Annotated in this window: 1 protein-coding gene; it reads right to left on the bottom strand. The window is 72.3% G+C overall.

Going from position 1 to position 891, the window contains the following annotated elements; translation table 11 throughout:
* A partial coding sequence (locus WA788_RS35400) for an acyltransferase domain-containing protein (RefSeq protein ID WP_335984589.1) occupies positions 1-891 on the bottom strand: 891 nt, incomplete at both ends.

The raw sequence follows: 891 nt of genomic DNA, 5'->3' as shown, positions 1-891 counted from the left end.
GCGACCTTCGCACCGCGGGCGGTCAGCGCGTCCGCGCACTGCTGCCGCAGCGTCTCCGCCGCTCCGGCCGGCGCGAGCAGCGCCCAAGTGCCGGCCAGGACCCGGGGGTCGGGTTCGGTGACGGGCGACCAGACGGTCCGGTAGCGCCAGTCGGCGGTGGCCGACCGGTCCAGCTCGCGGCGCCGCCACGACGCCAGGGCCGGCAGAAGCGAACGAAGGTGCTCCTCGTCCTCGACCGCCAGGGTGTCGGCGACCTGCGCCAGGTCGCCCTCCTCCACGGCCGCCCAGAACTCCGCCTCCGCGGCGGTGGTCGCACTCTCACCACCACCGGCGGCGGCGACCGATGGCATGAGCGGCAGCACGCCCTCGGGCCAGAACCGCTGGTGGCGGAAGGCATACGTCGGCAGCTCCACCGCCTCGCCCTGCGGAAGCACCCGCTTCCAGTCCACCGGAGCACCCTCGACGAACGCCCGAGCCAGGCCCGTTGCGAGTCCGATCACGCCCTCATCGGTACGACGCTGGAGCGGCACGAACGCCGGCTCCACACCCTCCACGACGGCCACCGCATCCGGACCGAGAGAAGACAACGAACCGTCCGGACCGACCTCCAGGAAGACCGACACCCCCTCCCTGGCAAGAGACGCGACGGCGTCGGCGAAACGCACCGCCTGCCGCACCTGCCCAGGCCAGTAACCAGCCTCCGGCTCCGACACCAACTCACCCGTCAGAGCACCCGCCCACATCACCTCCGGACGACTGAACCTCATCCCATCGGCGACCGCTTCGAGCTCCGCCAGCACCGGGTCCATCGCCGGCGAGTGGAACGCATGCGACACCCGCAACGGACGCACCCGATGCCCGCGCTCCCGCCACAACTCCACCAGCGCGTTC

The organism is Streptomyces sp. CA2R106 (genome assembly GCF_037034245.1).
Classification (GTDB): Bacteria; Actinomycetota; Actinomycetes; order Streptomycetales; family Streptomycetaceae; genus Actinacidiphila.
Note: the sequence above shows the minus strand (reverse complement) of the source record. Positions and strands in the feature narration are given on the sequence as shown.